Annotated in this window: 23 protein-coding genes and 2 pseudogenes; 13 read left to right on the top strand and 12 right to left on the bottom strand. The window is 65.0% G+C overall.

Features of this window, described 5'->3' with window-relative positions:
• Positions 1-116 precede the first annotated feature (116 nt).
• From ACO6VM_RS19200 to ACO6VM_RS19155, 10 genes are all read left to right on the top strand, one after another.
• Positions 117-1,520, top strand: coding sequence for an amino acid permease (locus ACO6VM_RS19200; protein ID WP_125860800.1), 1,404 nt, complete (start codon positions 117-119; stop codon positions 1,518-1,520).
• Positions 1,521-1,535: 15 nt separating this feature from the next.
• Complete coding sequence (gene hutI / locus ACO6VM_RS19195; protein WP_422403656.1) at positions 1,536-2,741, top strand: imidazolonepropionase; 1,206 nt, start codon at positions 1,536-1,538, stop codon at positions 2,739-2,741.
• A gap of 10 nt (positions 2,742-2,751) precedes the next feature.
• Positions 2,752-3,567: an N-formylglutamate deformylase gene (gene hutG / locus ACO6VM_RS19190; protein WP_422403655.1), complete on the top strand. Its 816-nt coding sequence runs from the start codon at positions 2,752-2,754 to the stop codon at positions 3,565-3,567.
• 511 nt (positions 3,568-4,078) lie between these two features.
• Positions 4,079-5,050, top strand: coding sequence for a prolyl aminopeptidase (gene pip / locus ACO6VM_RS19185; protein WP_153787269.1), 972 nt, complete (start codon positions 4,079-4,081; stop codon positions 5,048-5,050).
• A complete protein-coding gene (gene dtd, locus ACO6VM_RS19180) occupies positions 5,047-5,484 on the top strand; it encodes a D-aminoacyl-tRNA deacylase (protein WP_401055552.1) in 438 nt (145 codons plus the stop codon). The genes pip and dtd overlap by 4 nt, the downstream gene beginning before the upstream one ends.
• A gap of 263 nt (positions 5,485-5,747) precedes the next feature.
• Positions 5,748-7,472 carry a glucan biosynthesis protein G gene (locus tag ACO6VM_RS19175; protein WP_390965761.1) on the top strand — a complete coding sequence of 575 codons (1,725 nt, stop codon included), beginning with the start codon at positions 5,748-5,750 and terminating at the stop codon, positions 7,470-7,472.
• Positions 7,465-10,032, top strand: a complete 2,568-nt coding sequence (gene mdoH / locus ACO6VM_RS19170) for a glucans biosynthesis glucosyltransferase MdoH (protein WP_422403654.1) — start codon at positions 7,465-7,467, stop codon at positions 10,030-10,032. The genes ACO6VM_RS19175 and mdoH overlap by 8 nt, the downstream gene beginning before the upstream one ends.
• A 297-nt stretch (positions 10,033-10,329) precedes the next feature.
• Positions 10,330-11,127 carry a transporter substrate-binding domain-containing protein gene (locus ACO6VM_RS19165; RefSeq protein WP_422403658.1) on the top strand — a complete coding sequence of 266 codons (798 nt, stop codon included), beginning with the start codon at positions 10,330-10,332 and terminating at the stop codon, positions 11,125-11,127.
• A gap of 225 nt (positions 11,128-11,352) precedes the next feature.
• Positions 11,353-12,315 (top strand): amino acid ABC transporter permease, encoded by a 963-nt coding sequence (locus ACO6VM_RS19160; RefSeq protein ID WP_390965764.1) that lies wholly within the window; start codon positions 11,353-11,355, stop codon positions 12,313-12,315.
• Complete coding sequence (locus ACO6VM_RS19155) at positions 12,308-13,042, top strand: amino acid ABC transporter ATP-binding protein (RefSeq protein WP_401056105.1); 735 nt, start codon at positions 12,308-12,310, stop codon at positions 13,040-13,042. Before ACO6VM_RS19160 ends, ACO6VM_RS19155 begins: the two co-directional genes overlap by 8 nt.
• Positions 13,043-13,171: 129 nt before the next feature.
• Here ACO6VM_RS19155 and ACO6VM_RS19150 read toward each other — a convergent pair whose 3' ends face one another.
• The 12 genes and pseudogenes from ACO6VM_RS19150 to ubiE all read right to left on the bottom strand — a co-directional run bounded on the left by ACO6VM_RS19150 (position 13,172) and on the right by ubiE (position 23,435).
• Entirely contained in the window at positions 13,172-15,124 is a 1,953-nt protein-coding gene (locus ACO6VM_RS19150) for a methyl-accepting chemotaxis protein (protein WP_401055548.1), read from the bottom strand.
• Positions 15,125-15,293: 169 nt separating this feature from the next.
• Positions 15,294-16,007, bottom strand: a complete 714-nt coding sequence (locus tag ACO6VM_RS19145) for a methyl-accepting chemotaxis protein (protein WP_422403657.1) — start codon at positions 16,005-16,007, stop codon at positions 15,294-15,296.
• A gap of 141 nt (positions 16,008-16,148) precedes the next feature.
• Positions 16,149-17,099 (bottom strand): annotated as a pseudogene (locus tag ACO6VM_RS19140) (methyl-accepting chemotaxis protein); the annotation flags it as partial.
• 210 nt (positions 17,100-17,309) lie between these two features.
• Positions 17,310-18,017, bottom strand: coding sequence for a 16S rRNA (uracil(1498)-N(3))-methyltransferase (locus ACO6VM_RS19135; RefSeq protein ID WP_125465851.1), 708 nt, complete (start codon positions 18,015-18,017; stop codon positions 17,310-17,312).
• Positions 18,014-18,805 (bottom strand): twin-arginine translocase subunit TatC, encoded by a 792-nt coding sequence (gene tatC / locus ACO6VM_RS19130; protein ID WP_401055545.1) that lies wholly within the window; start codon positions 18,803-18,805, stop codon positions 18,014-18,016. The genes ACO6VM_RS19135 and tatC overlap by 4 nt, the downstream gene beginning before the upstream one ends.
• A complete protein-coding gene (gene tatB / locus ACO6VM_RS19125; protein ID WP_322359546.1) occupies positions 18,802-19,179 on the bottom strand; it encodes a Sec-independent protein translocase protein TatB in 378 nt (125 codons plus the stop codon). Before tatB ends, tatC begins: the two co-directional genes overlap by 4 nt.
• Before the next feature lie 3 nt (positions 19,180-19,182).
• Positions 19,183-19,455 carry a twin-arginine translocase TatA/TatE family subunit gene (locus tag ACO6VM_RS19120; protein WP_028688374.1) on the bottom strand — a complete coding sequence of 91 codons (273 nt, stop codon included), beginning with the start codon at positions 19,453-19,455 and terminating at the stop codon, positions 19,183-19,185.
• A 172-nt stretch (positions 19,456-19,627) separates the two neighbouring features.
• Positions 19,628-19,963 carry a phosphoribosyl-ATP diphosphatase gene (locus ACO6VM_RS19115; RefSeq protein ID WP_422403653.1) on the bottom strand — a complete coding sequence of 112 codons (336 nt, stop codon included), beginning with the start codon at positions 19,961-19,963 and terminating at the stop codon, positions 19,628-19,630.
• A gap of 2 nt (positions 19,964-19,965) precedes the next feature.
• The gene (gene hisI, locus ACO6VM_RS19110) at positions 19,966-20,358 is read right to left on the bottom strand and encodes a phosphoribosyl-AMP cyclohydrolase (RefSeq protein ID WP_110994129.1); all 393 of its coding nucleotides are present in this window, start codon (positions 20,356-20,358) and stop codon (positions 19,966-19,968) included.
• A gap of 73 nt (positions 20,359-20,431) precedes the next feature.
• Positions 20,432-22,045 (bottom strand): ubiquinone biosynthesis regulatory protein kinase UbiB, encoded by a 1,614-nt coding sequence (gene ubiB / locus ACO6VM_RS19105; protein ID WP_390965777.1) that lies wholly within the window; start codon positions 22,043-22,045, stop codon positions 20,432-20,434.
• Positions 22,042-22,665, bottom strand: a complete 624-nt coding sequence (locus ACO6VM_RS19100; protein ID WP_125465848.1) for a ubiquinone biosynthesis accessory factor UbiJ — start codon at positions 22,663-22,665, stop codon at positions 22,042-22,044. The genes ubiB and ACO6VM_RS19100 overlap by 4 nt, the downstream gene beginning before the upstream one ends.
• Positions 22,665-23,435 (bottom strand): bifunctional demethylmenaquinone methyltransferase/2-methoxy-6-polyprenyl-1,4-benzoquinol methylase UbiE, encoded by a 771-nt coding sequence (ubiE, locus tag ACO6VM_RS19095; protein WP_390965779.1) that lies wholly within the window; start codon positions 23,433-23,435, stop codon positions 22,665-22,667. Before ubiE ends, ACO6VM_RS19100 begins: the two co-directional genes overlap by 1 nt.
• Before the next feature lie 125 nt (positions 23,436-23,560).
• Between ubiE and ACO6VM_RS19090 the strand changes: the two genes are divergently transcribed.
• The 3 genes and pseudogenes from ACO6VM_RS19090 to ACO6VM_RS19080 form a co-directional block, all read left to right on the top strand.
• The gene (locus tag ACO6VM_RS19090; protein ID WP_110994133.1) at positions 23,561-23,836 is read left to right on the top strand and encodes a polyhydroxyalkanoic acid system family protein; all 276 of its coding nucleotides are present in this window, start codon (positions 23,561-23,563) and stop codon (positions 23,834-23,836) included.
• 298 nt (positions 23,837-24,134) lie between these two features.
• Positions 24,135-24,551: a phasin family protein gene (locus tag ACO6VM_RS19085; RefSeq protein WP_125465847.1), complete on the top strand. Its 417-nt coding sequence runs from the start codon at positions 24,135-24,137 to the stop codon at positions 24,549-24,551.
• Between the two features lie 10 nt (positions 24,552-24,561).
• A pseudogene (locus tag ACO6VM_RS19080) lies at positions 24,562-25,266 on the top strand (phasin family protein); the annotation flags it as partial.
• Between the last annotated feature and the right edge of the window lie 105 nt (positions 25,267-25,371).

Here is a 25,371-nt window from a genome sequence, read left to right as displayed (position 1 = left end):
TATGAGCATCTCTCTCCTCTTTTACTTCGCCTTGCTTCTTCTCCCCCCCCCCCCCCCCGATGGGCTGTCCGCAGCCCCTTTCGAATTCACGACCAGAACAACAATAAGGACGTGACATGCAACAAGCTCAAGGCCTCACCCGCGGGCTATCTGCCCGGCATATCCGTTTCATGGCGCTCGGTTCGGCAATCGGTACCGGGCTTTTCTACGGCTCCGCCTCGGCCATCCAGATGGCCGGGCCAGCCGTGCTGCTGGCCTACCTGATCGGTGGCGCCGCTGTCTTCATGGTCATGCGCGCCCTCGGCGAGATGGCCGTGCACAACCCGGTGGCCGGCTCCTTCGGCCACTATGCCAGTACCTACCTCGGCCCCATGGCTGGCTTCATCCTCGGTTGGACCTACGCGTTCGAGATGGTCATCGTCGCCATCGCCGACGTGACCGCCTTCGGTATCTACATGGGCTTCTGGTTCCCCGAAGTCGCCCGTTGGATCTGGGTACTGGGCATCGTGTTCCTGATCGGCGGCCTGAACCTGTGCAACGTCAAGGTGTTCGGCGAGATGGAGTTCTGGCTGTCGCTGCTCAAGGTCGGCGCCATCGTCGCGATGATCCTCGCAGGCTTAGGCATCATGGCCTTCGGTTTCAGCCAGGTGGGCACAGGCCACGCTGTCGGCGTGAGCAACCTGTTCGAGCATGGCGGCTTCATGCCCAATGGTGTCAGCGGCCTGATCGCCTCGTTCGCCGTGGTGATGTTCGCCTTCGGCGGCATCGAGATCATCGGCGTTACCGCCGGTGAGGCGAAAGACCCGCAACGCGTCATCCCGAAGGCGATCAACGCCGTGCCGCTGCGCATCCTGCTGTTCTACGTGCTGACCCTGTTCGTGCTGATGTGCCTGTACCCCTGGCCACAGATCGGCAGCCAAGGCAGCCCGTTCGTGCAGATCTTCAGCAACCTGGGGATTGGCTCGGCGGCAGCGGTGCTCAACGTCGTGGTGATTTCGGCAGCCATTTCGGCGATCAACAGCGACATCTTCGGCGCTGGCCGCATGATGTACGGCCTGTCCCAGCACGGCCAGGCGCCGCGTGGCTTCGGCAAGCTGTCCAAGCACGGCGTGCCGTGGATGACCGTGGTCGTCATGGGCGGGGCGCTGCTGATCGGCGTGCTGCTCAACTACCTGATCCCGGAAAACGTGTTCCTGCTGATCGCGTCCATCGCCACCTTCGCTACCGTGTGGGTGTGGCTGATGATCCTGGTCACCCAGGTGGCCATGCGTCGCAGCATGAGCCGTGAGCAGGTGGCGCAACTGAAGTTCCCGGTACCGTTCTGGCCCTATGGCCCGGCCCTGGCCATCGCCTTCATGGTGTTCATCTTCGGTGTGCTCGGTTACTTCCCGGATACCCAGGCGGCATTGATCGTCGGCGTGATCTGGGTGGTGTTCCTGGTCGCGTCCTACCTGCTGTGGTGCAAGCCGCGCGCAGGGCAGGGCGGGTCGGCCCAGGCACCGGCCGAGCTGCACCGCTAGTTCAGGAGATTGCAAATGAGAACCCTCTGGCAGCATTGCCATGCAGCAACCATGGCCGAGGGCCGTTACTCGATCATCGAGGACGCGGCCATCGTCACCCACGACGGCTTGATCGAATGGATCGGCCCACGGGGTGAACTGCCGCCGGTTGCGGCCGAGCGCACGGTGGACCTGGGCAATGCCTGGGTCACCCCCGGCTTGATCGACTGCCACAGCCACGCGGTCTTCGGTGGCAACCGCAGCGGTGAGTTCGAGCAGCGCCTGCAGGGCGTCAGCTATGCCGAGATCGCCGCCCAGGGCGGCGGCATCGCCAGCACCGTGCGGGCCACCCGCGCGGCCAGCGAGGACGCGCTGTTCGCCAGTGCCCGGCAGCGCGTGCTGGCGCTGATGCGCGATGGCGTCACCACGCTCGAGATCAAGTCTGGCTACGGCCTGGACCTGGCCAACGAGCGCAAGATGCTGCGCGTGGCCCGGCGCCTGGGCGAGTCGCTGCCACTGACCGTGCGCAGCACTTGCCTGGCGGCCCATGCGCTGCCGCCGGAGTACGCGGGCAGGGCGGACGACTACATTGCCCACATCTGCGACGAAATGCTCCCGGCGCTGGCGGCCGAGGGCCTGGTGGATGCGGTGGATGCGTTCTGCGAACACCTGGCGTTCTCCCCGGCCCAGGTCGAACGCCTGTTCATCAAGGCGCGAGCGTTGGGGCTGCCGGTCAAGCTGCATGCCGAGCAGCTGTCGTCACTGCATGGCTCGAGCCTGGCGGCGCGTTACCAGGCGCTGTCGGCCGACCACCTGGAGTTCATGACCGAGGAAGACGCCATCGCCATGGCTGAGGCCGGCACCGTCGCCGTGCTGCTGCCGGGGGCCTTCTACTTCCTGCGTGAAACCCAGCTGCCACCCATGGAGGCCCTGCGCCGCCATGGGGTGAAGATTGCCCTGGCCAGTGACCTCAACCCCGGCACTTCGCCGGGGCTGTCACTGCGCCTGATGCTGAACATGGGCTGTACCTGTTTCCGCATGACCCCGGAAGAGGCGCTGGCCGGCGTCACCGTGCATGCCGCCACGGCACTGGGCCTGGGCGACACCCATGGTTCGCTGGAAGCCGGCAAGGTCGCCGACTTCGTCGCCTGGCAGATCGAGCGCCCCGCCGACCTCAGCTACTGGCTCGGCGGCGACCTGCCCAAGCGCGTGGTGCGCCTGGGTCACGAGATAACCCACTGAGCGAGGCGACATGGACAAGGTATTGAGTTTCCACCAGGGCCGCCTGCCGTTGTTGATCAGCATGCCCCATGCCGGGCTTGGCCTGACCGACGCCGTGCGTGATGGCCTGGTCGACGCGGCGCGTAGCCTGCCCGACACCGATTGGCATATTCCGCAGCTGTACGACTTTGCCCGCGAGTTGGGGGCCAGCGTGGTGGCGGCGGAGTATTCGCGGTTCGTCATCGACCTGAACCGGCCGGATGACGACAAGCCGTTGTACGCCGGGGCTACTACCGGGTTGTATCCGGCGACGCTGTTCGAGGGGGAGCCGTTGTTCAAGGAAGGCCAGGCGCCCAGCGTCGAGCAGCGGGCCGTGTACCTGGAGCAGATCTGGCGGCCGTACCACGACACGATTCGTCGTGAGCTGGCGCGGATGCGTGAGGAGTTTGGTTATGCGTTGCTGTGGGATGCGCACTCGATTCGGTCGGTGATACCGCATCTGTTTGACGGCAAGTTGCCGGATTTCAACCTGGGGACCTTTAATGGCGCCAGTTGCGATCCGGTGTTGGCTGAGCGGCTGCAGGGTGTTTGTGCCGAGTTTCCGGCCTACACCCATGTGCTCAATGGCCGCTTCAAGGGCGGGCACATCACTCGCCACTATGGTGATCCGGCCAATCACATCCATGCCGTGCAGCTGGAACTGGGGCAGTGCACCTATATGAATGAGGTGGAGCCGTTCGGATATCGCGAAGATCTGGCGCAGCTGACGCAGGTGGTGCTCAAGCGCCTGTTGGAGACGGTGTTGGCGTGGGGTGAGGAGCGGTACCGGGGTGGTTCGCGAGGGTAGGGCGGTTGACCGCGTCAGGGCTGGCAGGTGCTCGCCACGACCCTTTCAGCGCCTATGAAATCGAGCGCCGCCCGCGCGGCGCTTCGCGGGTGAACCCGCTCCCACAGTTTGTTTCGGGCCAGTTACTCCTGTGAAAGTACCGGCGCCTGCCTTGGTGCATGCCTTGAGTCATGTGGGGCGGCGGTAACGCCCACACTGAAACCGCGTCGTACCAACAAGGCTGACCAGGTGATGGCACAGGAAAGACTGGCCCGAAACAAACTGTGGGAGCGGGTTTACCCGCGAAGCGCCGCGCGGGCGGCGCTCGATCTCGAGGGCGCTGCAGAACCCTCGTCGGACACCTGCCAGCCCTGACGCAATCTCAAACCATACCCTCCCAGGCATCACGCTCCACCTGCACCCCCATCGCCAACAACCCCAAAACCCCGACGATTCACACGGACACATGCTCTTCGCGCAATTCAGGTTTATGATGCCCAACGGCAGAATAATTCCTCACACGGAGTGCGCAATGCAGACCCTCTACCCGCAGATCAAACCCTACGCCCGGCACGATCTGGCCGTGGAAGCGCCGCATGTGCTGTATGTCGATGAAAGCGGTTCGCCGGAAGGTCTGCCGGTGGTGTTCATCCACGGCGGCCCGGGCGCCGGTTGCGATGCCCAGAGCCGCTGCTATTTCGACCCCAACCTGTACCGCATCATCACCTTCGACCAACGCGGCTGTGGCCGTTCCACGCCCCATGCGAGCCTGGAGAACAACACCACCTGGCACCTGGTCGAAGACCTCGAGCGTATCCGTGAGCACCTGGGGATCGACAAGTGGGTGCTGTTCGGCGGCTCCTGGGGCTCGACCCTGGCCCTGGCCTACGCCCAGACCCACCCCGAGCGCGTCCACGGCCTGATCCTGCGGGGCATCTTCCTGTGCCGCCCGCAGGAAATCAGCTGGTTCTACCAGGAAGGCGCCAGCCGCCTGTTCCCCGACTATTGGCAGGACTACATCGCGCCGATCCCGCCGGAAGAGCGTGGCGACCTGGTCAAGGCTTTCCACAAGCGCCTCACCGGCAACGACCAGATCGCCCAGATGCACGCCGCCAAGGCCTGGTCGACCTGGGAAGGCCGCACTGCGACGCTGCGCCCGAACCCGCTGGTCGTCGACCGTTTCTCCGAACCGCAGCGAGCGCTGTCGATCGCCCGCATCGAATGCCACTACTTCACCAACAACGCCTTCCTCGAAGAAAACCAGCTGATCCGCGACATCCCGAAGATCGCCCACCTGCCGGCGGTGATCGTGCATGGCCGCTACGACGTGATCTGCCCGCTGGACAACGCCTGGGAACTGCACCAGGCCTGGCCGAACAGCGAGCTCAAGGTGATTCGCGATGCCGGCCACGCTGCCTCCGAGCCAGGCATCACCGACGCCCTGGTGCGTGCCGCCGACCAGATGGCCCGGCGCCTGCTCGACCTGCCTTTGGAAGAGGCATGAAGGGCCTGATTCAGCGCGTGCGCGGCGCCCGGGTCGAAGTGGCCGGGGAGATCGTCGGCGCCATCGACCAGGGCCTGCTGGCGCTGGTCGCGGTCGAGCCTGAAGATTCGCCCGAGCACGCCGACAAGCTGTTGCACAAGCTGCTTAACTATCGGGTATTCAGTGACGAGCAGGGCAAGATGAACCGCTCGCTCAAGGATGTCGGCGGCGGTTTGCTGCTGGTGTCGCAGTTCACCCTGGCCGCTGACACCCGCAATGGCATGCGCCCGAGCTTTTCGACGGCCGCGCCGCCGGCCCTCGGTGCCGAGCTTTTCGACTATCTTTTGCAGCAGGCACAGCGCCAGCACTCCGAGGTGGCGAGCGGTCGTTTCGGTGCAGACATGCAGGTGCATCTGGTGAATGATGGCCCGGTAACATTTATGTTACAAATATGAGGTCAAAAAACCCCTTGTTTGTAGGAAAACAAGGGGTTTTGTACGATAAATAGTTACTCCAGCCTGATGCGTTGTAACGCGACCTGCTGGATAATCGCGCGCTGCTTGAACCTGCGTTCGCAGGTTCGTTTCACTTTGACCCGAGTATTGTCTGGATCCGTTTGGGGAATCATTACGCCCTCACGGGGTCCGAACAGTGCTCGCCAACCCGGCATTGGTCGCTGGCCGTTGGTTTCATGATCTGTTTTCGGCGAGGATTGCTCGTGATTGTAAGCCCCAGTTTTGCACCAAGAATCCCCAGCACTCGGCTGCGCAAGGCGATGATCGCCGGCGTCGCGCTGGTCGGCCTGATGAGCGCGGGCCAGTTGTGGGCATTCAATCTGGATGATGTTGCAGCCAAGGCAAAGGATCTGGCCGGCCAGAAGTACGAAGCACCGAAGAGCAACCTGCCGCCGGTGTTCCGCGACATGAAGTACGCCGACTACCAGAAGATCCGCTTCCTGCAGGAAAAGGCCGAGTGGGCCAAGGACAAGACGCCGTTCAAGCTCTCGTTCTACCACCAGGGCATGCACTTCGACACGCCGGTCAAGATCAACCAGATCAGCGCCAAGAAAGTCGAAGAGATCAAGTACGACCCGAGCCGCTTCGAGTTCGGTGACGTGCCGCATGATCCCGACGCCACCAAGAACCTCGGCTACGCCGGCTTCCGGGTGCTCTACCCGATCAACAAGGCCGACAAGCAAGACGAGATCATGACCCTGCTGGGCGCCAGCTATTTCCGCGTGGTCGGCAAGGGCCACCGCTATGGCCTGTCGGCCCGTGGCCTGGCCATCGACACCGCGCTGCCGTCGGGTGAGGAATTCCCGCGCTTCACCGAGTTCTGGATCGAAAAGCCGAAGCCGACCGACAAGCATCTGGTGATCTACGCACTGCTCGACTCGCCGCGCTCCACCGGTGCCTACAAGCTCACCCTGCGTCCGGGTGAAGACACCGTGGTCGACGTCAAATCGCGCGTCTATCTGCGTGACCACGTCAGCCGCCTGGGCGTTGCCCCGCTGACCAGCATGTACCTGTTCGGCCCCAACCAGCCGTCGAAGATCATGAACTACCGCCCGGCCCTGCACGACTCCGAAGGCCTGGCGATCCATGCCGGCAACGGCGAGTGGCTGTGGCGCCCGCTGAACAACCCGAAACACCTGGCCGTGAGCAACTTCAGCGTCGAGAACCCGCGTGGTTTCGGCCTGCTGCAGCGCCAGCGCGACTTCAGCGACTACGAAGACCTCGACGACGAATACGAGAAGCGCCCGAGCGCCTGGATCGAGCCGAAAGGCGACTGGGGCAAAGGCACCGTCGACCTGGTCGAGATCCCGACCGCCGACGAAACCAACGACAACATCGTTGCGTTCTGGAGCCCGGAAACCCTGCCTGAGCCAGGCAAGCCGTTCGAATACGACTACCGCCTGCGCTGGACCATCAAGGAAGACCAGCTGCACTCCCAGGAACTGGGCTGGGTCAAGCAGACCCTGCGTTCCGCCGGTGACGTCAAGCAGTCCAACCTGATCCGCCAGACCGACGGCAGCGTCGCCCTGCTGGTCGATTTCGTCGGCCCGAACCTGGCGGCACTGCCGGCAGACACCGCCGTGCGCAGCCAGGTCAGCGTCGGCGACAACGCCGAAGTGGTCGAGAACAACCTGCGTTACAACCCCGAGACCAAAGGCTGGCGTCTCACCCTGCGCCTGAAGGTGCAGGATCCGAAGAAGGCCACCGAGATGCGCGCCGCGCTGCTGCGTGACGTTCCGGTCGAGCAACCGAAGCCCGCCAAGGAAACCAAACAGGACAAGGCTGCGGCCAAGCACGCCCAGGCCAAGGCCGAGAAAGCCAAGGCCGAGCAACCCGCCGCCGACGCGGCATCCACCACCGGTACCCCGGCCACCACCGAAAAAGTGCTGACCGAGACCTGGAGCTATCAGTTGCCTGCCGATGAGTAACTCAAGCGCAAGGCCGGAATCGCTTGGCGAATACCTGGCCCACCTCCCCCTGAGCGACGAGCAGCGCGCGGAACTCGCCAGCTGCACCTCGTTCAACGAGCTGCACCAACGTCTGGCGGCCAACCCGGCCGCCGGCACCGCCGAGGCCGTGCAGGCCTCGGTGGGTTCCCGCCTTACCGTCGGCAGCGCCGCCGAGCTGGAAGAAGCCGAGATGCTCGGCGTCGACGGCAGCGGGCGGCTGTGCCTGAAGATCGCCCCGCCGATCAAGCGCACCAAGGTCGTGCCCGAGCCATGGCGCACCAACGTGCTGATCCGCATGTGGCGACGCATGACCGGCCGCACCAACGCCCCGCAGCCGCCCAAGCGCGAGCTGCCGCCGGCGCGCTGGCGCACGGTCGGCTCGATCCGCCGCTATATCCTGCTGACCCTGATGATTGGCCAGACCATCGTCGCCGGCTGGTACATGAAGGGCATCCTGCCGTACCAGGGCTGGTCGTTCGTCGACCTCGAGGAAGTGCTGCACCAGCCGCTGTGGGACACCGTGGTACAGGTGTGGCCCTACGCGCTGCAGACCTCCATCCTGATTCTCTTCGGCATCCTGTTCTGCTGGGTTTCGGCGGGCTTCTGGACCGCGTTGATGGGCTTCCTCGAGCTGCTCACCGGGCGTGACAAGTACCGCATCTCTGGCAGCAGTGCCGGCAACGAGCCGATCCCTACCGAAGCACGCACCGCGCTGGTGATGCCGATCTGCAACGAAGACGTGCCACGGGTGTTCGCCGGCCTGCGCGCCACCTTCGAGTCGGTGGCTGCCAGCGGCAACCTCGACCGCTTCGACTTCTTCGTGCTCAGCGACACCAACGACACCGACATCGCCGTGGCCGAACAGCAGGCCTGGCTGGACGTGTGCCGTGAGGCCAAGGGCTTCGGCCGCATCTTCTACCGCCGTCGCCGTCGCCGCGTGAAGCGCAAGAGCGGCAACCTCGACGACTTCTGCCGTCGCTGGGGTGGCGAGTACAAGTACATGGTCGTGCTCGACGCCGACAGCGTCATGAGCGGCGAGTGCCTGAGCAGCCTGGTGCGCCTGATGGAGGCCAACCCGGACGCCGGCATCATCCAGACCGGGCCGAAAGCCTCGGGCATGGACACCCTGTATGCGCGCATGCAGCAGTTCGCCACCCGCGTGTATGGCCCGCTGTTCACCGCCGGCCTGCACTTCTGGCAGCTGGGCGAGTCGCACTACTGGGGCCACAACGCGATCATCCGCATGAAACCCTTCATCGAGCACTGCGCCCTGGCGCCGTTGCCCGGCAAGGGCGCCTTCGCAGGGGCCATCCTCTCCCACGACTTCGTCGAAGCCGCGCTGATGCGCCGTGCCGGCTGGGGCGTGTGGATTGCCTACGACCTGCCGGGCAGTTACGAAGAGTTGCCGCCGAACCTGCTCGACGAGCTCAAGCGTGACCGTCGCTGGTGCCACGGCAACCTGATGAACTTCCGCCTGTTCCTGGTCAAGGGCATGCACCCGGTGCACCGTGCGGTGTTCCTCACCGGGGTGATGTCGTACCTGTCGGCGCCGCTGTGGTTCCTGTTCCTGGTGCTGTCGACCGCGCTGCTGGCGACCAACACCCTGATGGAGCCGCAGTACTTCATCGAGCCGTTCCAGCTCTACCCGTTGTGGCCGCAGTGGCACCCGGAGAAGGCCATCGCGCTGTTCTCCACCACCATCGTGCTGCTGTTCCTGCCCAAGCTGCTCAGCGTCATCCTGATCTGGGCCAAGGGCGCCACCGAGTTTGGCGGGCGCATCAAGGTCACCCTGTCGATGCTGATGGAGATGCTGTTCTCCATGCTGCTGGCGCCGGTGCGGATGATCTTCCACACCCGCTTCGTCCTGGCCGCGTTCCTTGGCTGGGCCGCGACCTGGAACTCGCCGCAGCGTGACGACGACTCCACGCCGTGGAGCGAAGCGGTGCGTCGCCACGGCCCGCAGACCCTGCTGGGCTTTGCCTGGGCCGCCCTGGTGGCCTGGCTGAACCCAAGCTTCCTGTGGTGGCTGGCGCCTATCGTTGGCTCGCTGCTGCTGTCGATCCCGGTGTCGGTGATCTCCAGCCGCACGCGCCTGGGACTGGCGGCCAAGGACGAGAAGCTGTTCCTCATCCCCGAGGAGTACGCCACGCCGCAGGAGCTGCTGGCCACCGACCAGTACACCCACGAGAACCGCTGGCACGCCCTGCACGACGGCTTCGTCCGCGCCGTGGTCGACCCGCGCCAGAACGCCCTGGCCTGCGCCATGGCCACTGCGCGCCATGGCCAGTCCGCTGCGATCGAAGCCTTGCGTGACGAGCGCGTGGCCAAGGCGCTGGAAGTGGGCCCTAAAGGCCTGGACGGCAACACCCGCCTGGCCTTGCTGAGCGACCCGGTGGCGCTGTCGCGCCTGCACGGGCAGGTCTGGGCCGAGCACAATGCGGCGTGGATCGATGTGTGGCGTGCGTCGATCGACAACGACCCGCACTCGCCTTTGCTGCCGTTGCATCCGGAGAGCCAGGCACAGCCAGCCCTGGCTTGATTCGCTGTAGCACCATCGCGGGGGGGGGGGGAGAGCAAGCTGCCACCTCCAGAAAGGGGGTGTACCCCAGCGAGCTCTTTGCCATCCGGGGGGGAAGCCCCCCCCCCCGTGCCATGTGTGGGGGAGCGGGCTTGCCCCGCGATGCTTTTCAGGCCGATTTTGGCCAACAAAGTCCCCCCGAGCGCTAGGTCCCAGCCCGCGCATGCGTTAGCATCCTACGCGACATTACGCATCGGTCTGTCAGGCCGTGCATACAAAAAGAATTTTGCGTACTTCTTGCTAGGGGACTTGGTGATGATGAAGAAATACCTGTCGCGATTGCTGGTCGGTGCCACCGCCCTCATCGCGGTAACCGCCGCCCAGGCCGGCGCCATCGACGACGCGGTCAAGCGCGGCACCCTGCGGGTCGGCATGGACCCGACCTACATGCCGTTCGAGATGACCAACAAGCGCGGCGATATCATCGGCTTCGAAGTCGATATCCTCAAGGCCATGGCCAAGTCCATGGGCGTCAAGCTGGAGACCGTCTCCACCGCCTATGACGGCATCATCCCGGCCCTGCTCACCGACAAGTTCGACTTCATCGGCAGCGGCATGACCCTCACTCAAGAGCGCAACCTGCGGCTGAACTTCAGCGAACCCTTCATCGTGGTCGGCCAGACCCTGCTGATCCGCAAGGAACTGGCGGGCGAAATCAAGTCGTACAAAGACCTGAACAACGAGAAGTACCGCATCACCTCCAAGCTCGGCACCACCGGCGAGATGGTTTCCAAGAAGCTGATCGGCAAAGCCAAGTACCACGGCTACGACAACGAGCAGGAAGCGGTGATGGACGTGGTCAACGGCAAGGCTGACGCCTTCGTCTACGACGCGCCGTACAACGTGGTGGCGGTGGAGAAGGCCGGCGCCGGCAAGCTGCTGTTCCTCGAAGAACCCTTCACCTACGAGCCGCTGGCCTTCGGCCTGAAGAAAGGCGACTACGACAGCATCAACTTCATCAACAACTTCCTGCACCAGATCAAGCATGACGGGACCTACGATCGTATCCACGACAAGTGGTTCAAGAACAAGGACTGGCTGAAGGAAATGGAATAAGGCCCAGGCCACAAGCCCAGGCTTTGACCCCGACGCGCAGGTGGTGCTGAGGGTGGTTGGTCGAGGATGGTGGTTGTGTTCGACGGCCTCTTCGCGGGTAAACCCGCTCCCACAGGCATCGCCAAACCCTGTGGGAGCGGGTTTACCCGCGAAGAAGCTTACGCAACCTCACTGGCCATCACAGAAGCCCACCTTGCGCGTTTCGCATTTACGGAAGTACCCCACGTGATCAAACACAAGAAAGCACAGTGGCCCTGGCATGGGCTGACCGCGCTGGTCCTGTTGGGCCTGGCGTTCAGCCTGTACATGGCCACCTCGATGATTTCCTATGAGTGGCGCTGGAACCGCGTTCCGCAATACTTCGCCTACAAGGCCGAGGAAACCCAGCGTGCCGCCAACCCAGGCACGGTCGAGGAAATCGTGGTGTCCGGCGACAACGCCCGGGTCACCCTGAAGGATGAAAGCGGCGACACCCAGGTGATCGAAGTGGCCAAGGACAGCATGCTGCTGGCCCGTGGCGACGACGTCGCCGAAGGCGATGCCATCGGCGTCACCCGCCATTGGGCCGCGGGGCCCCTGGCCTGGGGCCTGTGGACCACGCTGTGGCTGTCGGTGATTTCCGGCGCCCTGGGCCTGCTGATCGGCCTGTTTGCCGGGCTGTGCCGGCTGTCGAACAACCCGACCCTGCGTGACCTGTCCACGGTCTACGTCGAACTGGTGCGCGGCACGCCGTTGCTGGTGCAGATCTTCATCTTCTACTTCTTCATCGGCACCGTGCTCAACCTGAGCCGCGAGTTCGCCGGGGTGGCGGCGCTGGCATTGTTCACTGGCGCCTACGTGGCCGAGATCGTCCGTGCCGGCGTGCAGTCGATCGCCAAGGGCCAGAACGAGGCGGCACGCTCGCTGGGCCTCAACGGCGCCCAGTCGATGCGCCACGTGATCCTGCCGCAGGCGTTCAAGCGCGTGCTGCCGCCGCTGGCCGGGCAGTTCATCAGCCTGGTCAAGGACACCTCGCTGGTGTCGGTGATCGCCATCACCGAGCTGACCAAGAGCGGCCGCGAAGCCATCACCACTTCGTTCTCGACCTTCGAAATCTGGTTCTGCGTGGCAGGCCTGTACCTGCTGATCAACCTGCCGCTGTCGCACATCGCCAGCCGGCTCGAGCGGAGGCTTGCGCAAAGTGATTGAAGTCCGTGACCTGCTGAAAGTCTTCGACACCCGTGGCCAGGTGGTGCGCGCGGTGGACAACGTCACCACCCAGGTCGCCAAGGGCGAAGTGGTGGTGGTGCTCGGCCCGTCCGGTTCGGGCAAGTCGACCTTCCTGCGCTGCCTCAACGGCCTGGAACACTTCGACCAGGGCCATGTCGCCATCGATGGCCTGCAACTGGCCGACCCGAAGACCGACATCAACGCCTACCGCCGCGAAGTCGGCATGGTGTTCCAGCACTTCAACCTGTTCCCGCACATGACCGTGCTGGAAAACCTGTGCCTGGCACAGAAGGTGGTGCGCAAGCGCGGCAAGGCCGAGCGTGAAGCCAAGGCCCGGGCGCTGCTGGAAAAGGTCGGCATTTCGCAGAAGGCCAACGAGTTCCCGTCGCGCCTGTCCGGTGGTCAGCAGCAGCGGGTGGCGATTGCCCGCGCCCTGGCGATGGAGCCCAAGGTGATGCTGTTCGACGAGCCGACCTCGGCGCTCGACCCGGAAATGGTCGGCGAGGTGCTGGACGTGATGAAGACCCTCGCCCAAGAGGGCATGACCATGGTCTGCGTGACCCACGAAATGGGCTTCGCCCGTGAAGTGGCCGACCGGGTGCTGTTCTTCGATCACGGCAAGCTGCTCGAGGATTCGCCGCCCGGGCAGTTCTTCGACGCGCCGAAGGACCCACGGGCGCAAGCCTTCCTGCGCCAGGTGTTATAAGCGCGCTCAACCGTGGGAGCGGCGGTGCGCCGCTGCGACTTGCCCCGCGATGGGCCCAGCAGATAATGCTGGTTCGATCGCGGGCCAAGCCGCAGCGGCGCATCGCCGCCCCCCCCGAGGTTGCCTGCGTTACAAGCTGAACCTCCCCACCATCCCCCGCAATTCCCGCCCCAACTGCCCCAATTCAACGCTGGACGCCGCCGTCTGCTCGCTGGCCGTGCTGGTCTGGTCCGACACATCGCGCACGTTCATCACGCTGCGGTTGATCTGCTCGGCCACCACGCTCTGCTCTTCGCTGGCCGTGGCGATCTGCTGGTTCATGCCCTGGATGGTCGAAACGGTCGCGGTGATCTGCCCGAGCGCTTCACCGGCCCTGCGGCTGAGCTCGACGCTCTGCCCGGTGAGGCGCTTGCTGTCGTCGAGCAGCCCCATGACCTGCTCGGTGCCGCTGTGCAGGTTGCCGATCAGTTGTTCGATCTCTTCGGTCGACTGCTGGGTGCGCTGGGCCAGGCCACGCACCTCGTCGGCGACCACGGCGAAGCCGCGCCCTGCCTCGCCAGCCCGCGCGGCTTCGATAGCCGCGTTGAGTGCCAGCAGGTTGGTCTGCTCGGACACCGACTTGATCACATCGAGGATCGAGCCGATGCGCTGGCTCTCCTCGGCCAGGTGGGCCATGGCCTGCTGGCAGTGCTCCATCTGCCCGGCGAGCTGCTCGATGCGTTCGATGGCCTGGCCCACCACCTGGTCGCCCAGCTGTGCCTGGTGATCGGCGGTGGTTGCGGCCTGCGACGCCTGTTCGGCGTTCTGTGCCACTTCCTGCACGGTGGCGCTCATCTGGTTCATCGCCGTGGCCACCTGGTCGGTCTCTTCCTTCTGCTGGCCGACCCGGTGCTGGGTTTGCTCGCTGACCGTCGCCAGCTCGTCCACCGCTTGCGACAGGCGGGTGACGCCATGGTCGATACCGCCCAGCAGCTCACGCAGGCTCAGGGTCATGGTGCGCATGCTGCCCTGCAGTTGCCCAAGGTCGTCGCTGCGGGTGACCTCGTCTATCTGGCTCAAGTCGCCTTTGGCGATGCGTTCGGCCTGACGCAAGGTCTGTTTCAGCGGCACGGTGATCTGTTGGCTGATCAGCCAGGCCGCCAAGCCGCCGATCAACAGGGCCAGCAGGGCGACGCTGGTCATCAGGCTGCGTGAGGCCAGCGCCTGTTCGTCGCGCAGCGCGATCTGGTTGTCGCTGAGTTCGCGGCTGCTGGTGGTGATCTGGTCGCCCAACTGCTCCATGTCGTTCTGCAGCAACTCCACGGCGATCGCTGAGCGCGCGTACTGGCGCAGCTGCTCGCGGTAGCGGGCCAGGCCGGCGGCAACGGCGGCGCTCAGGCGTTCATCCAGGCCCAGGCGCTTTATCAGCTGATCGAGTTGCCCGAGCGTGGCTTGCGCTGCATCCATGGCGGGTTGGCCGACATCCTCGAAAGCTTGCAGCGGGTCGCTGTAGTAGGCCGGGATGGCGGCGCGCTGGTTGGCCATTTCCACATGGCGGTTGAGCGTATCGATCAGGGTGAGTGCCTGGCCCTGGGCGGCCGGTTGGTCGAGCTGGCTCAAGCGCTTGACCAGTTCACCTTGCAGGGCGCTGATGTGCTGGTCCTGTTCGGACTCCTGCTGCTGCAGGGCTGCGTGGTGCTGCTGGCGTGTTGCCACGGCCTGCTGCAGCTTTTCGAAGTCGCCCCGGTAGCGCTCAACCAAGTCGCGCTTCTCGGCGATCAGGCGCACGTTCTCCGGGGACAGGTAGCGTGGGCGCATGGTTTCGATCAAGGCTTCGAGCTGCTTGATGGTCTGGGCAAGCTGGGTACGGCTCTGATCGTCGTTGAGCACGCGGAAGGTGATGCGCTCGGCGCGCAGGTCCTTGCTGAGCTCGTTGAGCTGGGCGATCTGGGTGAGCTTTTCCGAGCGGTCGATGGCATCACCCAGGGCCTGCCAGCCGGTCAGGGTGGTCAGCAGGGTGAGCAGCAGGACCAGGGCAAAGCCCATGGCCAGCTTGAGGCGCACGCTGAGGTGGCCGAGCATGCGGTTGAGCGGTCCGAGCATGGTGAGTCTCCGGCGATGAGGGCGCCCTGCGTGACGCGGGGCGTATACATCCTGCTCATCGGCCGGGGAGGCGTAAGACTGTACCTGTGAATGGCGTAGGAGGATTCCCTTCGACGCATAGGAGAAGTCGTGGCCGGGTACCCCCATTGGGGCCCGGCCACGCCGGGCGTTACAGCCTGAACTTGGCGACCAGGCCCTGCAGGTGGGTGCCCAGCCGCGCCAACTCGACACTGGAGCTGGCGGTCTCTTCACTGGCGGCGGAGGTCTGGTCGGAGATATCGCGTACGTTCATCACGCTGCGGTTGATCTCCTCGGCCACCGCACTCTGCTGCTCGGCAGCCGTGGCGATCTGCTGGTTCATCGCCTGGATCGACGAGACGGTGCGGGTGATGGTTTCCAGCGAGCCGCCGGCGCGGCGGGTCAGCTCGACGCTGCTGTCGGTGAGGCTGCGGCTGTTGTCCATCACGCTGGCTACGCGCTGGGTGCCATTTTGCAGGCCGGCGATCAGCTCTTCGATCTCTTCGGTCGACTGTTGGGTGCGCTGGGCCAGGCTACGCACCTCGTCGGCGACCACGGCGAAACCGCGCCCGGCTTCGCCGGCACGGGCGGCTTCGATGGCCGCGTTGAGCGCCAGCAGGTTGGTCTGTTGCGCCACCGACTTGATCACGTCGAGCACGCTGCCGATCTTGTCGCTTTCAGCCTTGAGCTGGTTCATCGCTTCGCTGGAGTTCACCACTTCGTGGGCCAGGCGTTCGATCTGGGTAATCGCCTCGGTCACCACCTTGTCGCCTTCGCGGGCCTGCTGGTCGGCCATCAGTGCCGCTTCCGAGGCCTGCTCGGCATTGCGCGCCACTTCCTGCACGGTGGCGGCCATCTCGTTCATGGCGGTGGCCACCTGGTCGGTCTCGACCTTCTGGTTGTTTACCCCGGCGCTGGTCTGTTCGGTCACCGCCGACAGCTCCTCGGCGGCGCTGGCGATCTGCGTGACGCCGTCGCCGATGCCGCTGATCAGCTGGCGCAGGCCCTGGGTCATGCGCTGCATGCTGGCCTGCAGCTGGCCCAGCTCGTCGCGGCGGTCGGCCTGCAGGTCCTGGCTGAGGTCGCCGCTGGCCACGCGCTCGGCGGCGGTCAGGGTCTGGCGCAGGGGCACGATGATCTGCCGGGTGATGGCCAGGGCGGCCAGCACACCCAGCAGCAGCGCCAGGGCGGTGGCGCCGGCGAGCAGGGTCTTGGCTTGCTGGGTGCCCTGGTCGCGGACTTTGGTTTGCGACAGGGTCATTTCCTGGCTGGTGCTGATCAGCAGTTGGCCTTGGGCGGCCATGCGCTGCAGGGTTTGTTCGCTGGCGGACTGGGCGCTGCCGAACTGGTTCACTGCGTCACGGTAGGCGGCCAGGGCCTCGGCGGCATCGTCGAGGCTGGCGGCGTATTCGGCGGGGAGCTTGGCCGGCAAGGCCTTGAGCACGGCCGTGGCCTGGTCGATGGCGGTGAGGGCGGTCTGCTGGAACTCGGCCTTGCCGCTGTAGGTGTAGCCGCGCACCTGGAAGCGCGCCTGCTGCAGCAAGGCGCTGGTTTCCACGGTTTGCTGATACTGCTGGATATCGCCGGCCTGCAGCAGGCGCTGCTCGACCTTGCCGATCAATGCGGCGGCCTTGTCGGCGCTGTCGCCCAGCAGGCCACGGCTGGCTTCGCGGCGCTGGCCGGCCTGCTTGAGCTCGGCGAAGGCCTGTTGATATTCGCGTACGGCGCCTTGTTGCTGGTCCAGGCGCTGGCGGTCGGCGGGGAGCTCGATCTGGCCGAGCATCAGCTGTACCTGGCGTTCGAGGTTGGCCAGGGCTTTTTCCAGCTCGGCCACCGAGGCCTCGTCGCGGTTGCGCTCATAGTGCTGGCGAGCGATACGCAGGTCCTGGGTGTACTGGTGGATGACCGAGATATTACCGAGCTTGTCGCCCCGGCTGGTCACGCTGTCGATCCCCATCCACCCGGTGAAGGTGATGCCCAGGGTGAACAGCAGTACCAGGCCGAAGCCGATCCCCAACTTGCGATTGACGCTTACATTCCCCAGTGACTGGGCAAACCAACGGTACATAGACGACTCCCCGGCGCGTGGCAGTGCGGATTATTGTTCTGTTGCAAAGGCCATCGGCGTGCGTCGGGGAAACTTGATGGGCGAAAGCTGACCCGTTTGTCAGAAAATTCGCGAAAGCAGGGCAGTGACAGCCGTCTCGACCCGCAGGATGCGATCACCCAGCTGCACCGGCGCCAGGCCGGCCTTGTGCAGCAGGTCGACTTCATACGGGATCCAGCCGCCTTCGGGGCCGATCGCCAGGGTTACCGGGCCTTCCACGGCACGCGGGCAGGCCGGGTAGGGGCCGGGGTGGCCGACCAGGCCGAGGGTGCCAGCAGCGATGGCGGGCAGGCGGTCTTCGACGAATGGTTTGAAGCGTTTTTCGATGATGACTTCCGGCAAGACCGTGTCGCGGGCCTGTTCCAGGCCCAGGATGAGGTTTTCCCGGATCGTTTCGGGGTTGAGGAACGGCGTCTGCCAGAAACTCTTCTCGACCTTGTAGCTGTTGACCAGGATCAGCCGCTCAACGCCCAGGGTGGCGATGGTCTGGAACAGCCGGCGGAGCATTTTCGGCCGGGGCACGGCCAGCACCAGGGTGAGCGGCAGCTTGGCGGGTGGCGGCTGGTGGAAGGCCACCTGAAGCTCGGCCTCATGGCCTTCGAGGCGGACCACCTCGGCCTTGCCCATCAAGCCGTTGATACGCCCGACGCGCAGGCTGTCGCCCACCGCCACGCCGTGGATCTCCTGCATGTGGGTGAAACGGCGGTCGGCGAGGATGACGCGGTCGGCCGACACGAAGTCGGCCTCTTCGAGAAGCAACAGGTTCACGGTTGGGTCGCTGGCGGTTGGTCGTTGTGGTCTTCGTTGTGTTCGTCGTGTTCGTGGCTGCGCTTGCGGATCAGGCTGCCGCACAGCACGCCGATCTCGAACAGCAGCCACATGGGCACGGCCAGCAGGGTCTGGGAGAAGATGTCCGGCGGCGTCAGTACCATGCCGACCACGAAGCAGCCGATGATCACGTACGGGCGGATCTTCTTCAGGTACTGCACGTCGACCACGCCGATCCACACCAGCAGCACCACGGCCACCGGGATCTCGAAGGCCACGCCGAAGGCGAAGAACAAGGTCATGACGAAGTCGAGGTAACTGGCGATGTCGGTCATCATCGACACGCCCTCGGGGGTGGCGCTGGCGAAGAAGCCGAAGATCAGCGGGAACACCAGGAAGTAGGCGAAGGCCATGCCGGCGTAGAACAGGAAGATGCTCGACACCAGCAGCGGGATGGCGATGCGCTTTTCGTGGCGGTACAGCCCGGGCGCGATGAAGCCCCAGATCTGCTGGAGGATGAACGGGATCGCCAGGAACAGCGAAACGATCATGGTCAGCTTGAACGGCGTGAGGAACGGCGAGGCCACGTCGGTGGCGATCATCGTTGCGTTGGCCGGCAGGTGCGCGCGCAGCGGCGCCGACACCAGGGTGTAGATCTGCTGGGCGAAGGAGAACAGCCCGGCGAAGATCAGGAAGATGGCGGCGACGCATCGCAGCAGGCGGGTGCGCAGCTCGGTCAGGTGCGAAACCAGCGGCATCGGCTGGTCGTTTTCCGGGTTATCGCTCATGGGGCTCGCGGCGGTGGTGGCGGCTCGGAGGGTTGCGGCGCAGCGGCAGGTGGCGTCGGCGCTGCGTCGGCGGCGGGTGCTGCGGGTGCTGCGGATGCATCAGTGCCGGGTTGGGCGGCAGGCGGCGCCAGTGGATTGAGGATGCGCTTGGCTTCCTGTTCCATCTGCAGGATGTGCTCGTTGTGCAGCTGGCGGCGGATGTCGTCGGCGCCGATTTCGCGCTCGACTTCCATCTTGATCGCGTTGAAGCTGCGCTTGAGCCGGCCTATCCACAGGCCTGCGGTGCGCGCGGCGCCCGGCAGGCGCTCGGGGCCGAGCACCAGCAGGGCGACCAGGCCGACGAGCAGCAGCTCACTGAAACTGATGCCGAACATGGGTCAGTCTTTCCGCTGCGGCTCTTGGACCGGCTGCGCCTGGCCCTCGATGGTGTGGCCCTGGGCCTGCTGCGCGGTGTTCTGCACCGGTGGCACGGGCTGGGCGGGCGGCGGGGTCTGCTCGGCCGGCTTGGTTTCTTCTTCGTTCATGGCCTTGCGAAAGCCCTTGATCGATTCGCCCAGGTCGCTGCCGAAGTTCTTCAGCTTCTTGGTGCCGAACACCAGCACGACGACGACCAGCAGGACGATCCAGTGTTTCCAGTCGAAAATGCCCATCTCAAACTCCTGAAAATGTGTGTCTGTCTTTCGGGCCCTGGGGGCTGCTTTGCATCCCTTTCGCGACACAAGGCCGCTCCTACAGGGGATAGCGAATCGTTCAAGCGACGCAGGCCCCTGTAGGAGCGGCCTTGCGCCGCGAAAGGGGCGCAAAGCGCCCCCAGGCAATCATTCAGGCAGACGGCTGTCGCGCCGCCTTCTCGTCGTGGCCGGACAGGCCGAAACGGCGATCCAGCTCATCGAGCACTGCCTGCGGGTGCTGGCCCAGCGCGCTGAGCATGACCAGGCTATGAAACCACAGGTCGGCGGTCTCATAGATTACATCGCTGTAATCCTTGCTGGCGGCGGCATCCTTGGCGGCGATGATGGTCTCGATCGATTCTTCGCCGAGTTTCTCGAGGATCTTGTTCAGGCCCTTGTGATGGAGGCTGGCCACATAGCTGCTGTCGGGGGCGGCGTGCTTGCGTTCTTCCAGCACCTCGGCGAGGCGGTTCAGCGTGTCGCTCATGTTCAGTGTCCTGCGCTGTAGATGGCGTCCGGGTCCTTGAGGACCGGATCGACGATTTTCCACTGGCCGTCTTCGAAGACGCGGTAGAAGCAACTTTCGCGGCCGGTATGACAGGCGATATGGCCCAACTGCTCGACCATCAGGATGATCACGTCAGCGTCGCAGTCCAGGCGCATTTCGTGCAGTTTTTGCACATGGCCCGACTCTTCGCCCTTGCGCCACAGCTTGCCCCGCGAGCGCGACCAGTAGATGGCGCGGTTTTCGGCGGCGGTCAGCACGAGGGATTCACGGTTCATCCAGGCCATCATCAGCACGCGCCCGGTCTTGTGGTCCTGGGCGATGGCCGGTACCAGGCCATCGCTGTTCCACTTGATCTCGTCCAGCCAGTCTTTCATCGTCGACTCCAAACCGGGCCCGCTCCCGTACCGGGCCCCTGTGCGCTAGTGTGCCAGCCAGCCGCGCGGCTGGCTATCGGCGCACGATCAGGTACAAGCCTGCGGCCAGCATCAACCAGGCCGGCCACGCCGCCGGGGCGCTCAGGCTCACGGCGCCGGCGGCCAGCGTGGCGCCGCCGGCCAGCAGGCCGGCACCGAGCAGGCGCAGCGCCCAGTTGTCGCCCTGGCGACGGCGCTCGGGCAGTTGCGGGTCGTGCAGGTGCGGCTGCGACAGGCGTTCGAGCAGGTCGCGGGTCATGTCGGCCAGGTGCGGCAGTTGCTCGGCCTGGCTGTACAGGTTGCCGAACACCGCCTTGGGGCTCATGCGCTCGCGCATCCAGCGTTCGAGGAACGGCTTGGCGGTGCTCCACAGGTCCAGGTCGGGGTACAGCTGGCGGCCCAAACCTTCGATGTTGAGCAGGGTCTTCTGCAGCAGCACCAGTTGCGGCTGGACTTCCATGTTGAAGCGCCGGGCGGTCTGGAACAGGCGCATCAGCACCTGGCCGAAGGAGATGTCCTTGAGCGGTTTTTCGAAGATCGGCTCGCACACGGTGCGGATCGCCGCTTCGAACTCGTTGACCTTGGTCTGCGCCGGTACCCAGCCCGAATCGATGTGCAGTTGCGCCACGCGGCGGTAGTCGCGCTTGAAGAAGGCGATCAGGTTGCGCGCCAGGTAGTCCTGGTCCTCGGCGGTGAGACTGCCGACGATGCCGCAGTCGATGGCGATGTACTGCGGGCTCCACGGCTTGACCGTGCTGACGAAGATGTTGCCCGGGTGCATGTCGGCGTGGAAGAAGCTGTCGCGGAACACCTGGGTGAAGAACACCTCGACACCGCGCTCGGCCAGCAGCTTCATGTCGGTGCGCTGGTCGGCCAGGGTGGCCATGTCGGTGACCGGCACACCGTAGATGCGCTCCATGACCAGCACCTTGGGCCGGCAGAAGTCCCAGTACACCTGGGGCACGTACATCAGCTCCGAACCTTCGAAGTTGCGCCGCAGCTGGCTGGCGTTGGCCGCCTCGCGCAGCAGGTCGAGCTCGTCGTAGATGGTCTTTTCGTAGTCGCCGACGATCTCTACCGGGTGCAGGCGGCGGGCATCGGCCGAGGCGCGCTCGGCGGCCTTGGCGATCAGGAACAGCCAGGCCAGGTCCTGGGCGATCACCGGCTTCAGGCCCGGGCGCACCACCTTGACCACCACTTCTTCGCCGCTTTTCAGGCGTGCGGCATGCACCTGGGCTACCGAAGCGGAGGCCAGCGGCTCGACGTCGAAGCGGCTGAACACTTCGCCAACCTTGGCCCCCAGCTGCTCTTCGATCAGCGCAACGGCGTGCTGCGGGTCAAACGGCGGCACCCGGTCCTGCAGCAGCATCAGCTCATCGGCGATGTCGGTGGGCAGCAGGTCACGGCGGGTGGACAGCAGCTGGCCGAACTTGATGAAGATTGGCCCCAGGTCCTGCAGCGCCATGCGCATGCGCGCACCACGGCTCAGCTCGAGGGGTTTGCGCGGCAGCCAGCGCCAAGGCATCAGCAGGCGCAGGCTGGCCAGCCACCAGGGCAGCAGGGGCTGTTCGAACAGCAGGTCATCGAGGCGGTAGCGGATCACGACGCGCTGGATGCGCAACAGACGGCGGACGGCGAGCAGCTTCATGCGTTATCGCTGGTATCAAGAGTGTGGGCGAGGCGGCGCAGGCGTGCCTCGAGACGTTCGATGTCGACTTTGAGCGCATCGAGTTCGCTGAATGCCGCTTCGGCTTCGCGTTTGCCGACCAGGGTGCGGGACTCTTCGGCCAGGTATTCGGAGAGGTTCTGGCTGAAACGGGCCAGGCCTTGCCTGGTCCAGCGCGCGCGCAGGCGCACGTGGCCGGCGAGCAGCGCGGTGGGTACCGGGCCGAGCCAGCGTTGCAGCTCGTGTTCCCAGTCCAGTTCCAGGTCCTGCAGCACCGCGACCAGGTCGAGCAGCACCGCGCTGTCACCGTGCAGTTCGACCTGCGGGCTGTGCAGCACGGCGCTCTTGTCCTTGCTCAGGGCCAACTGGGCCAGGCGCCCGGCCGGGGCGCGCAGGGTGCAATCGACCTCGCCCTCCCAGTGGGCGGCCAGCATCAGGCCTTCTTCATCGGGCAGCACGAACAGCTTGAGGGCCGGCTGCACGCAGTCGATCTCGATGACCTGGCCCTCCAGCGCGGCCAGCCGCGGCAGTGCCGTGCTGTCCATGCGCAGGACCCGGTTGAGGCCGTGTTCGACGCTGGCGAGAAGGCCGGCCAGGAGCATCAGGGTTTGATCCCCCGGTGCACGGCGACGATGCCGCTGGTCATGTTGTGGTAGGTGACGCGGTCGAAGCCAGCCTCGACCATCATGCTCTTGAGCGTTTCCTGGTCGGGGTGCATGCGGATCGACTCGGCGAGGTAACGGTAGCTCTCGGAGTCGTTGGTGATCAGCTTGCCGGCCAGTGGCATGAAGGCGAACGAGTAGGCGTCGTAGGCCTTGGACATCAGCTTGTTGGTGGGCTTGGAGAATTCCAGGATCAACAGCCGGCCACCGGGCTTGAGCACGCGCAGCATCGAGCGAATGGCTTCGTCCTTGTGCGTCACGTTGCGCAGGCCGAAGGCGATGGTCACGCAGTCGAAGTGGTTGTCCGGGAACGGCAGCTTCTCGGCGTCGGCCTGGACGAACTCGATGTTGCCGGCCACGCCACGGTCGAGCAGGCGGTCACGGCCGACCTTGAGCATCGATTCGTTGATGTCGGCCAGTACCACCTGGCCGGTCGGGCCGACCAGACGCGAGAACTTGGCCGCCAGGTCGCCGGTACCACCGGCGATGTCCAGCACCCGATTGCCGCTGCGCACACCGGACAGCTCGATGGTGAAGCGCTTCCACAGGCGGTGCATGCCGCCGGACAGCACGTCGTTCATCAGGTCGTACTTGGCGGCGACGGAGTGGAAGACCTCGGCGACTTTCTTCGCCTTCTGGCTCTCGGGCACGTCCTGGTAGCCGAAGTGGGTGGTGGGTTCGGCGTGGTCGCCTTTGCGCTGGTCGGTCATTTCGCTTCACCAGAAAAAAATTACCGCCATTCTAGGGGCATCGGGCGGATTTGTCTTCGCGGGGTGTGCCGTGGCGGGGTGGCGGGCATAATGGCGATTATGTCTACATCAGCAGGAACACCCGCATGACCCAGATCAGCGTCGAACGCAAACACTCCCTCGGCCGCGAAGCCGCCCGCGCCAAGGCCGAAGCGCTGGTGGACAAGCTCAGCCGCGAATACGACCTCAAGGCCAGCTGGAACGGCGACCGGGTAGACGTGACCCGCAGCGGCGCCAATGGCAGCGTGCATATCTTTGACGACAGCATCCGCGTCGAGCTCAAGCTGGGCATGATGCTGTCGATGATGGGCGGCACCATCAAGGGCGAGATCGAGCGGGCGCTGGACAAAGCCCTGGCCTGATGCCGCGAGGTCCTTGCTGTTTGCGGGAGCAGGCTTTGGTGGGGGGTGGGGGGGGGGGGGGGGGGGGGGGGGGGGGGGGGGGGGGGGGGGGGAAGGGGGGGGGGGGGAGGGGGGAGCGATAGCGATTGCCGGGGCTGGCGCTATCGCGGGGCAAGCCCGCTCCCACAATACCCGTACACACTAACCCCGCATCGCCCCACCTTAGGGTGAGGATTCTAATTATTCCGCCTACCTTCACGCTCAAGCCCTACCACCCTGGGCTCATCCTCCCTCCCCAAATGAGCATGAGGTACAGAGCATGGCCAAAGTGAATCTCAAGCAGGACGACGCCCAGGGCACCCTGGGCGAAGTGCGCGGCTACGCGCGCAAGATCTGGCTGGCGGGCATCGGCGCTTACGCCCGTGTCGGCCAGGAAGGCTCCGATTACTTCAAGGAACTGGTCAAGGCCGGTGAAGGCGTCGAGAAGCGTGGCAAGAAACGCATCCATAAAGAACTCGATGCGGCCAACCACCAGCTCGACGAAGCTGGCCAGGAAGTGACCCGCGTGCGGGGCAAGGTCGAGGTCCAGCTGGACAAAATCGAGAAAGCCTTCGACGAGCGCGTCGGCCGCGCCTTGAATCGCCTCGGCATTCCGTCTAAACATGACGTTGAGGCGTTGTCCATCAAGCTTGAACAGCTGCACGAGCTGCTCGAGCGCGTCGCGCACAAACCATAAGGAGAGCAGGATGGCTGGCAAGAAGAACACCGAAAAAGAAGGCAGCTCCTGGATCGGCGGAATCGAGAAGTACTCCCGCAAGATCTGGTTGGCTGGCCTGGGTATCTATTCCAAGGTCGACCAGGACGGTCCGAAGCTGTTCGATTCGCTGGTGAAGGATGGCGAGAAAGCCGAGAAGCAGGCGAAGAAAAACGTCGACTCGGCAGCCGACTCGGCCAAGTCCGCCACCACCTCGCGGGTATCGGACGTCAAGGAACGCGCACTGGGCAAGTGGAGCGAACTCGAAGAGGCCTTCGACAAGCGCCTGAACAGCGCCATCTCGCGCCTGGGCGTGCCCAGCCGCAACGAGATCAAGGCACTGCACCAGCAGGTCGACACGCTGACCAAGCAGATCGAGAAGCTGACCGGGGCTTCGGTCACGCCGGTGTCCAAGGCCGCCGCCAGCAAGACGGCTGCCAAGCCACTGGCCAAGGCAGCTGCCAAACCGGCCGCCAAGACCGCCGCGGCGAAACCTGCTGCCAAGCCTGCGGTTAAAACCGCTGCAGCCAAGCCGGCTGCTGCCAAGCCTGCGGCCAAACCGGCAGCGGCGAAGAAGCCAGCAGTCAAGAAAGCACCTGCGGCCAAACCTGCGGCAGCCAAGCCGGTTGCAGCGGCACCTGCCGCCACAGCCGCCCCGGCGCCGAGCGCGGCCCCGGCCAGCGCCACCCCGTCGGCACCGGTGAACGTGGCCGCCCAGGCCTGATACCGCGTCGCCTTCATCGCGGGGCAAGCCCGCTCCCACGCTATAAGCTTCGTGAAGGGAATTTTCCACTATCATTTT

The organism is Pseudomonas sp. GZD-209 (assembly GCF_049310485.1).
Taxonomy (GTDB): domain Bacteria; phylum Pseudomonadota; class Gammaproteobacteria; order Pseudomonadales; family Pseudomonadaceae; genus Aquipseudomonas; species Aquipseudomonas sichuanensis.
This window is presented reverse-complemented; position numbering and strand designations above follow the sequence as displayed.